The sequence below is a fragment of the Acetobacter sp. P1H12_c genome, from assembly GCF_018811975.1.
Taxonomy (GTDB): Bacteria; Pseudomonadota; Alphaproteobacteria; order Acetobacterales; family Acetobacteraceae; genus Acetobacter; species Acetobacter persici.
This window is the reverse complement of sequence record NZ_JACRVR010000025.1, coordinates 35577-44968: the sequence shown is the minus strand read 5'-3', so window position 1 is coordinate 44968 and position 9392 is coordinate 35577. Positions and strand designations below refer to the sequence as shown.

The window sequence follows — 9392 nt, the reverse complement described above, 5'->3', positions numbered from 1 at the left end:
GAAGCGGTCTGGCCGGATGTCATTCAGCCGGTCCTTTCATAAAGCCGGGGGGCATGGGGAGTAAGGGGGAGGTCAGGGCCATGACCCGGAAAAGATGCCCCATCTTTTCCGGTGCGGCCAGTCTGTCCGCGCCGCTGCGCAGAGCGTCCGCGTCCTGCGGGCTGGCATGGGCGGCAAGCTGCTCCGTGCGTTCCATCAGCCCTAAAGCACGCAAAAACGCCCCTTGTGTGACAGCGCCCCAGATGGTCGCTCCCGCCTGCCGGGCAGCGGCAGCAAAAGCGGTAAAATCCACATGGGTGGTCAGGTCGGCCTCTCCTGCCGCGTCCAGAGGTCTGGCAGGGCGGGCGTGGCGCAGGGCTTGCAGAGAATCCCCGGTCAGACTGGAGTTGTGGCCGTAATCCAGAAAGAGGGCAGCGCCCGGCGTGTGCGCAAAACGCTGCCCGAGCAGGCGGCCGATGTCCAGTGCGGGTTCACACAGTTCCACCACGCAGTCCGGGTCCAGCGCGCGGCCATCCGGCAACTGGGGAGCCGGGCAGGGCACGCCGCAAAAGGTGGCATCCTGCACGTAATGTTCCTGCCAGCCTGCGGGTGTGTGCAGAAACTGGCGGATAGGCAGGGCATCCAGAAATTCATTGGCAACCAGAATCAGCGGACCATCCGGCAGACTGTCCAGCCCGGTATGCCAGACTGGCGCTAGTCCCGGCACACGGGCTGCAAAAGGCGCCAGCGCCTTTGCCTGCGCCTCCCGCATCAGGGGGGAGGTTTCAACCAGATGCACCTCAAGCGCGTGTGCAAAGGCGGGCACGCGGGAGGTAATCAGCCGGAGCATGTCGGCCATCAGCGTGCCGCGCCCCGGCCCGGCTTCGGCAAAGATCACACGGCTGGGGCAGCCCATACTGGCCCAGACAGTTGCGGCCCATGCGCCCAGAAGTTCCCCGAAAACCTGAGAGATTTCCGGCGCGGTAATAAAGTCACTCAGCAGAGGATGCGTTGCGTAATACCGGGCATTGGCCCGCGCCATAAAATGGTCCAGCCGCTCCGCCCCTGCCGGGGGCGCGGAGGGAGCAGGCGAGGACTGCGGATCGGGCGGGTACGTGGGCATGACGCGTGCCTCTTCAGGCCCCGGCGTCTGACGAGGGAGCCGGGTCCTGCAGGCCGGTATAAGCCGGGCTGCGGCGGGCATGCAGCATCAGCGCCACACCGGCGGCCAGCATGGGGACGCACAATACCTGCCCCATGGTTACTCCGCCGGGCAGGAAGCCCAGAAACGCATCCGGTTCCCGGAAAAATTCGCAAAAGCTGCGCGCGCAGGCATAGCCCGCCAGAAACAGCCCGGCCAGAAAGCCCGGACGTTCCCGCACGCTCTGCCTGCGGGAGACAAGAAACATGACACTGAAGAGCAGCAGCCCTTCCGTCAGTGCTTCATACAGTTCGGACGGGTGGCGGGGAATGGGCCCGGCATTGGGGAAGATCATCGCCCAGGGCAGGCTGGCGGGGGCTTCCCGCCCCCACAGTTCCCCGTTGATAAAGTTGGCAATACGCCCCAGCCCCAGCCCGACGGGCACAGCCACCGTCACGCGGTCCGCAAAGGCCAGAAAATTGATCTTGTTGCGCCAGGCAAACAGCGCCATGGCCACAATCACGCCCAGCGCACCGCCGTGGAAGGACATGCCGCCTTTCCAGACCTGCAGGATACTCAGCGGATGCGTCAGGTAATAGCCCGGCTGATAAAACAGCACATAGCCCAGCCGTCCGCCCAGCAGCACGCCAAGCGTCACCCAGCCGAGAAAATCATCCGCCTGTTCCGTCGTGGCGGCGCGGGGGGCAAGCGGCACCAGCCTGCGCAGAAGGGAAACCCCCAGCACAATGCCCACAATGTAGGACAGCGCATACCACCGGATGGCCAGCGGCCCCAGATGCACCAGCACCGGGTCAAATTGCGGGAAGAGAAGAACTGGCAGCATGCAGGGTCCTGTGGGGGCGAAAGATCAGAGGGCTGTCAGGCGGAAAAACCCGGCCGTACAACAGATTAAGTGGGTCAGCAGGCGCACTCAGAGATACGGGTTCTCCGTTGCCAGATAGTTTTGCACATACTGGCGGATGCCGTCTTCCAGCGTGGTGAACGTGCCTGTATAGCCCGCCGCCCGCAGGCGCGTGAGGTCCGCCTGCGTGTAGGACTGATACTGCCCGCGCAGGCTGTCCGGCATGGCAATAAATTCGACGCGGCGGGGGCAGCCTGCGGCATCACACACCGCATGGGCCAGATCCAGATAGGACCGGGCAACGCCGCTGCCGCAGTTGAAAAGCCCGGAGACGGAGGGCGTGTCATACAGCCAGAGCATGACGTCCACCACGTCGCCCACCCAGATAAAGTCCCGCATCTGCTGGCCGTCGGCAATGTCCGGGCGGTCGGAGCGGAAGAGACGGGCCGGGTTGCCCGCTTTCACCTCATCATACTTCACCTTCACCACAGAGATCATCTTGCCTTTGTGGTATTCATTCGGGCCGTAGACGTTAAAGAACTTCAGCCCGGCCCATTGCGGGGGCTGCGGGGCGTGCTTCTTCAGCCCGGCCATCACATGCTGGTCAAATGTATGTTTGGACCAGCCATAGAGGTTGAGCGGGGTCAGCCGGTCCAGCGTCGCCGGATCATCCGAGAACAGCTCCGGCCTGTCGGCGGCGCCATAGGTCGCGGCGGAGGAGGCATAGATAAAGCGGGTGTCCGTGCGGGCGCACCAGTCCCATAGAGTCTGGGTCAGGGCGACATTGGTCCGCCAGACAAGGTCGGCGTCCCGTGCCGTGGTCTCGCTGATCGCGCCCATATGGAACACGGCGTCCACTTTCGGGCCGGTGGCCAGAAACGCCTCAAGCTCTTCCGGTGCGATAACGCGGGAGGGAGCATGGGCTGCCAGATTCCGCCATTTCAAGCCAGAACCCAGCCAGTCCACCACCACGGTTTCCACGCCCCGCTGTGCGAGGGAAGCCTGAAGGCATGAGCCAATGAAACCGGCGCCACCGGTGATGATAATCATGGGCGGGAATTATAAAGAACGCGGCCTCTCCCTCCAAGATGTGAGACGGATTTTCCCCTGTTCTTTTTACCGTGCAGGAAATATTTCGCATCTGGCGGATGTTTTCGCGTAAAGAGAAGCAACACACAGAACCGTGAGGGGGTATAGGCTCCTCTGGAATGGATCTGTTCTGATGCGTTTACCAAGGATTTCCTGATGAAGAAGCTTCTCATCCCAGCGATTCTGATTGTTGGCCTTCTGGCCATTTTCGGGTCCAGCTATAACCGCTTCATGGCGGCGGACCAGAATGTGCTGGAGCAGACAGGCCAGTTGCAGAACGAGGTGCAGCGCCAGTCTGACCTGATCCCCAATCTGGTCAACACCGTAAAGGGCTATGCCACGCATGAGCATGACACCCTGACAGACTACGCCTCCGCCCGTTCCGGTGAAACGCCGCTGAGCCGGATTGACCCGCGCACCGTGGACAACGCCACCCTCCAGCAGAAAATTCTGGAAGCCCAGACCCGCAACGCCAAGGAAATCAGCGCGATTAACGCCGTTGTGGAACAGTCCCCGCAGTTGCAGGCCAATCAGGACTTCACGCGCCTGATGGTGCAGCTTGAAGGCTCCCAGAACCGCATTACGGTGGCGCGCCAGCGTTTGCAGCAGGCTATTCTGTCTTATAACCAAACGGTCATGCACTTCCCCGGTAATCTGGTGGCGGGCATCATGGGGTACCATGCGCGCGTCTATTATCAGGCCACGCCGGAAGCTCAGACCCCGCCGGTTGTTGATTTCTCCAAACACTGAAAACCAGCGCGTTGAGGCATAACAGCATGCGGCAGGATCATCCCATGTTCCGCTGGCCAGAAGGGGGCGGACTGCGGCGCGCCTCCCGTGTCCGTCTGTTCGGGCTGGTGGCCCTTCTGGGGCTGGTCCTGTTCGGGGCGGGGCCTGCCCCGTTTGTCTTTGCCGATGCGCGTGCGGAGGCCCCGGCAGACAATGGTGTGCTGCTGCGCCAGTGGGTGACGGACCCGCAAGGCGTTCTCTCTGCGGATGAGAACGCAGCCCTGTCCCACAAACTGTTCCAGCTTTCCCAGACGCTCCCCGGTAATCCGCAGATTCTGGTCTCTCTGCCCGGCCATGTGGATGATATCAGCCTGTATGCCAATGAGGCCTTCCACAAGACCGGCATTGGCAAAAAGGGCGTGGATAACGGCCTGCTGGTGGTGCTGGATATCCCGGACCGTCAGTCCCGCATTGAGGTCGGGTACGGGCTGGAAGGTGTGCTGACTGACCTGCAAACGCATGACATTCTGCAAGCTGCCAAACCCGACCTTCAGGCGGGCCATTATGCTCAGGCTGTCAATGGTATTGTAGACGCTCTGGCGGATGTGCTGGCGCATGCTGACCCGGCCGATATCGGCGGGACTGCGGCTGCCAGCCAGCAGCCGGATTCCCGGACCGATGCTCTGGAGGCCCTGACGGGTCTGGTCGTGCTGGGCCTGCTGTTTGTCCTCCTGCCTGTCTGGCTGATCCGCCGTGCGCGCCGCCGCGCAGCCCTGTATCCGGGGGGCTATGTGCCGCCCGACGTGCAGGCCGAGCGGAGTGCTAAATGGAGCTTTTTCCTGAATCTCGGCCTCAATATCCTGTCCGCCATTCTGCAAAGTCGTGGCGGCGGGCGTGGAGGCGGTGGCGGCTCCTTTGGCGGGGGCGGAAACGGCGGCGGATTTAGCGGCGGCGGTGGAGATTCCGGCGGCGGTGGCTCACAGAGTTCCTGGTAAAAGGGGCTGACTTTTAGCCCCATCGTCTTACACTGAGCCTGCTCTGAAAATTAAGACCGACCTGAGTGGAGGAGAAACCCATGAGTGAAGAAATTACCGTCGTTGCTTTTCTGAAAGCCAAACCGGGTGCGGAGCAGCAGGTGGCGGACGCCATGAAGGCCTGTATCGCCCCGACGCTGACGGAAGAGAGCAACCTGTCCTACGTGCCGCAGCAGGATCAGGATGATCCGCAGACATTTGTGTTTGTGGAGCGCTGGACCAGCCGTCAGGGCCTGAATGACCATATGGAAACCCCGCACTTCAAAACGCTGATCGCCAGCGTGCAGGGCCTTCTGGAAGCGCCTCCCGCCGTGCATGTGCTGAAGCCGCTGACCGCGCTCTGACACTCCACCAAGTTCTGACCGCTTCAAAAACCGGGATGGCCTTACGGCTCTCCCGGTTTTTTTGTGCCTGCCTGCCTGCCTGCCTGCCTGCCTGCCTGCCTGCCTGCCTGTTTGCGCCCTGTGCGAAACGCATATCCGATTCGGGGGGAACGCAACCCTTAAAGCGTATACGATATCTGATAAAAGCAGGTTTGGTATGATAAAAATGCATAGCTTTCGTTTCACGTATGACGTGGAAGAGGCGAAGTGTGTCAGAAATGTATCATTTCAGATGCAAAATATTGCACAGTTCTATTTTGGGGCTTTCGGTTTCGGGGCAAAAACGATTTTAAAAGTATTACGACTTTTATAAAAAATGTTTCACGCTTCTCCATGTTGGGATCAGATTTGATGGCGCACGGACATCGCAAGCTTGTAAAACGAGGTTTTTCTAAAAAAGACCGTGCTTCCCTGTCTTTTTCACTGCTCTATGTTGTGCCTGTTCTCGCCGCGGGTTTTCCCGTTCTGGCTCAGGCGGCGCAGGGTGCCTCTGCTACGGCACAGGTCACTCCGTCTCATGCCAAGGCAGCTAAAAAAACAGCAGCCCGGACCAAGGCTGTTAAAACATCCGCTCCCGTTGCAGCACCGGTCTCTGCGCCTGCGGCTACAGGCGCGGTACCTCTGAGTGCATCCCAGACCAAAACCGCCCGCGCCGCTCTGGCTCAGGCCAACACGTCTGCGACGGAAGCGGGCAAGCCGGAAAGCGTTACGGTTCTCGGGTCACTTTTTAAAGACCCCAACCTTAAAAGCATGTCGCCCATTACGCATATTTCGCGTCAGGATATGCAGCGCCGCGGCTTTGCCAACGTGACGGACGCTTTGCAGTCCCTCTCGTCCAACGGCGCCGGGACCCTCTCAAACGCCTTCTCTGCAAATGGCGCGTTTGCTGGCGGTGCGTCTGCTCCGTCTCTGCGTGGCCTTTCAACCGATTCAACACTGGTGCTGATGGACGGCATGCGTCTGTCTTACTATCCGTTGTCTGATGACGGTGAACGCAACTTTGTTGATACCAACTGGATGCCGTCTTCCATCATGGAATCTGTTGATACCATGGAAGACGCCGGATCATCTCTTTACGGTGCTGACGCGGTCGCAGGCGTTATCAATTACAACACCCGTAAAGAAATCAAAGGGTTTGAAGGCAACGCGGAAGGTGGTCTGGCACAGGGCGGTTTTGGTGGCCACCAGAAGCTGTACGCCACCTACGGCGTGGGTGATCTGCACCGCGATGGGTATAACTTCTACGTCAACTCTGAATATCAGCAGGATGACGCCATCTATAACCGTCAGCTTGGATATCCCTATAATACGTCAGACCTTTCCGGAATTGGCGGGATTAACGGCATCACAAACGTTTCTGATGGCGCAGGCAACATCAATAACTTTGGACCCACGCCTGTGGCGCTTGTCCGCCCCAGTAATGGTGGGACGAGTGGTGTCGGCGCCTGGCAGCTTGCCAATCAGTCCGCCGGGTGCGGAAAATACGGGTCTGTTGTGACGGGGGCCGTTGCGGGGGCTGCCGGCACCAGTCAGGCCTGCTCTCAGAATTCTGAGAATGATTACGGCCAGATTTCGCCGTCTCTGCGCCGTATCAGCGCCACGGCGCATCTGACAGTGGATGTCACGCCCCGGTCTCAGCTGACATCAATGTTCATGTATTCTCAGGCGCTGTCTGAATATACAGGCACATCTTATGCCGCGCGTGCACGCTCACAGTCCCGCAATGCGGATACGCTGAGCACTCCCATCCCGGTTACTCTGCCTGATGGTTCTCCCAACCCGAATAATACGTTGGGTGTGCCAGAACAGGTTTATTACACATTTGGTGATCTGCTTCCGACAACACAGCAGTTCAGCCAGAACTTCCGTGGTGCTGTGCGCTATAACGGCACGGCGGCTTCTCACTGGGGCTCAGACTGGAATTATGACGTCAACTTTACCGGCATGAACACCATGTTGCAGCAGACCATCACGGGTGCGCCAACAATTGCCGGTATCAAAAACGCCATTATCAACGGAACCTATAACTTCCTTGACCCGACGCAGAACAGTCAGGAAGTTCTGAATTCCATTGCGCCGAAAAACGTCATGAATGCCCGTTCTCAGGAATATTCGGGTGACATGCATGTGTCCAAAGGGCTGTTCCGCCTGCCCGGCGGTATGGCAAATCTCGCAATTGGCGGGAATATCCGGTACGAAGCTCTGAACGACCCGAGCGCCAACCCCTATGACCGCAATAACCCGGACGCACAGTATGTCGGGTATATCAACCCGTTTAACGCTGCTGGCAGCCGCTGGGTTGAAGCCGGGTACTGGGAACTGGGTCTGCCGTTCCACAAAATGGTACAGGCCGATATTTCCGGCCGGTATGACCATTACGCACAGGGGAGCGGGTTTGGCCGTTATTCTCCTAAAGCGGGCCTGTCCTTCACGCCGGTACGCCAGCTGACGCTGCGTGGCACGTTCTCCCGTGGCTTCCGTGTGCCCAGCTTTGCTGAAACCAACGGGATGAATGTTGCTTACACAACCTACAACGTGACCAACCAGAACTTCATCAACCAGCATCTGAACGCAAACGGCACGGCAAACAGCTATGCACAGGCTTACAGCCTTGGGCAGAATACGGCTGGTAACCCGAACCTGAAGCCGGAAATTTCAACCAACTTTACGGGGGCTGCTGTTATCCGCCCCACAGACTGGCTGAACTTCACATTTGGATATTACTACATCAAAAAGAGCAACTACATTGCACCGAACCCGCTTGGCGCTACGGCTATCGCCAATGCGTGGCTGAGCGGCGGGGATGCCGCTGTTCCAGCAGGCACCAGCGTCACGCCTGACGTGATCGATACCCAGAACCCCACAGGGCAGGTCCGCCCTTACATGGTTAATCTGGCCTATCTGAACACCCGCAGTCTGGTAACAGATGGTGTGGATATGAAGGTAAATGCCAATGTGCGTCTTCCGGGCTTCCTGCGGGATGTTCGCCTGATCAGCACGGGGCAGGCTACGTATGTTCGCTCCTTTAACCTTACTATGCCTGATGGTCAGGTGCAGCACTGGGCTGGTACTCTGGCACCGTATAACGCGGTTTCGGCTTCCGGCACGCCGCGCTGGCGCGCCAACTGGTCCAACACCTTTATCTGGAAAAACCTCTCTGTTACGCCGACGGTTTACTACACCAGCGGGTACAAGAACGTGGCAGAAGACACCAACGGTGTTGGTACCCGGAGCTGCGCTGATAGCGCTAACCTTCTGGTTGGCAGCGCCTATGCCCCGAGCAACCAGTGCCACATTAAAAACTGGTGGGATGTGGACCTGAACGTGACGTACCGTATCAACGACAGATGGCGCGTTTACACCACAGTGTATAACCTGCTGGGCTTCCGTGCCCCTGCCGATTACGGGACGTATGGCTCCTATCTTTATAACTCTTCATGGGCTGAAAAAGGTGCCATCATGCGCTCCTTCCAGTTTGGCGTAAACGTCACTCTGTAAGACAAGAAAAGAGAGTTTCCGGATGCCGTAAACAGTATCCGGTAATCTCTCCATCAGCGCAGACCTGCGGGGTCGCAAAGTTGCCAGAGGAAAGAGCCATCTTTCCTCTGGTTTTTTTATGGACCATTCAGGATGTTTTTTAATGCACACCCTGCCTGTCGCGAGGCTGCTCTGTGCAAACATCCCCTTTGCGTCCTGCGTCAAACGAAAAGACCCTGAGCGCACCCTGCTTACAGGTGTTTGTCAGGAGAGTGTCTTTCTCTTTTTGCGTAATTCTTTTGCGTAAAAATGATCGTGCCGATCGTCCTGCCAAGAGCAAGACAATCAGTTATTCACGCCCCACGCGGCCGGAATGAAGGAGTGAAGCAGCACGCTCTGCCAACTCCTTCACCACTAGCTTTGCACTGCGACTGTGCAGGATAGGAAGCTGCTGTGTGGTGGCTGGAGCTATCGAGGCGTTTGCTAAAGAGTATTTACTGCACAGGAAAGTTATCGTCAGGTTCAGTCAGGATACGGCCTGCACCCGACAGAGAGACGCCCCTGTGGCAGGTAGTCCTTTCTCGACCTCTCACAGTGTTTGATGATCTGTGTGATGGTCAGCAAAAAAGCCAGAGGAAAGAGATGTCTTCCCACTGGCTTTTTTATAGCCTTTCCGGGGTATCAGGCGGTGAGACCCC

General features: G+C 58.5%; 7 protein-coding genes. 4 read left to right on the top strand and 3 right to left on the bottom strand.

The window, feature by feature from the left end; genetic code table 11:
- Nucleotides 1–19: 19 nt before the first annotated feature.
- The 3 genes from KP699_RS11830 to rfaD form a co-directional block, all read right to left on the bottom strand.
- A complete protein-coding gene (locus KP699_RS11830) occupies nucleotides 20–1102 on the bottom strand; it encodes a class I SAM-dependent methyltransferase (protein ID WP_215762761.1) in 1083 nt (360 codons plus the stop codon).
- A gap of 13 nt (nucleotides 1103–1115) precedes the next feature.
- A complete protein-coding gene (gene lgt, locus KP699_RS11825; protein ID WP_215762760.1) occupies nucleotides 1116–1964 on the bottom strand; it encodes a prolipoprotein diacylglyceryl transferase in 849 nt (282 codons plus the stop codon).
- 87 nt (nucleotides 1965–2051) lie between these two features.
- Nucleotides 2052–3032, bottom strand: a complete 981-nt coding sequence (gene rfaD, locus KP699_RS11820; protein ID WP_215762759.1) for an ADP-glyceromanno-heptose 6-epimerase — start codon at nucleotides 3030–3032, stop codon at nucleotides 2052–2054.
- Nucleotides 3033–3227: 195 nt separating this feature from the next.
- Here rfaD and KP699_RS11815 point away from each other — a divergent pair, with 195 nt between their 5' ends.
- The 4 genes from KP699_RS11815 (at nucleotide 3228) to KP699_RS11800 (ending at nucleotide 8715) form a co-directional block, all read left to right on the top strand.
- Nucleotides 3228–3821, top strand: coding sequence for a LemA family protein (locus tag KP699_RS11815; protein ID WP_215762758.1), 594 nt, complete (start codon nucleotides 3228–3230; stop codon nucleotides 3819–3821).
- Between the two features lie 44 nt (nucleotides 3822–3865).
- A complete protein-coding gene (locus KP699_RS11810) occupies nucleotides 3866–4795 on the top strand; it encodes a YgcG family protein (RefSeq protein WP_215762757.1) in 930 nt (309 codons plus the stop codon).
- Between the two features lie 80 nt (nucleotides 4796–4875).
- Nucleotides 4876–5178, top strand: coding sequence for a putative quinol monooxygenase (locus KP699_RS11805; protein ID WP_077931001.1), 303 nt, complete (start codon nucleotides 4876–4878; stop codon nucleotides 5176–5178).
- A gap of 390 nt (nucleotides 5179–5568) precedes the next feature.
- Nucleotides 5569–8715, top strand: a complete 3147-nt coding sequence (locus KP699_RS11800; RefSeq protein WP_212375076.1) for a TonB-dependent receptor domain-containing protein — start codon at nucleotides 5569–5571, stop codon at nucleotides 8713–8715.
- Nucleotides 8716–9392 lie beyond the last annotated feature (677 nt).